Here is a 259-nt window from a genome sequence, read left to right as displayed (position 1 = left end):
ATGAGACAAACTGGCTAAAAATATCCTCTCTTATAAATAGCCTTGTCTGCTTTCGCTCCTGTATATAAAGGGTTCCCATAATAACGTCGAGCAACTCATCCTTATCAATCTGGAACAGATCCTCCCGTGGAAAAACTATCAGAGACTGCAGAAGCTCCTTGCCCCGATAGTCCCGTATATTTAAACCCGAGTTTTCAGAAACGTAGCTGATTTTATTCCGCAACAAAGGAATGTTTGCAGGCGATTCAGAATACATTTT

General features: G+C 40.9%; 1 protein-coding gene. It reads right to left on the bottom strand.

Going from position 1 to position 259, the window contains the following annotated elements; translation table 11 throughout:
* Positions 1-259 (bottom strand): NAD-glutamate dehydrogenase domain-containing protein (locus A3729_RS10230; RefSeq protein ID WP_156497868.1); only part of this gene is annotated, 259 nt, incomplete at both ends.

Source organism: Oleiphilus sp. HI0043 (assembly GCF_001634935.1).
The sequence above is the reverse complement of the archived record's forward strand: the minus strand, read 5'-3'. Positions and strand labels throughout refer to the sequence as shown.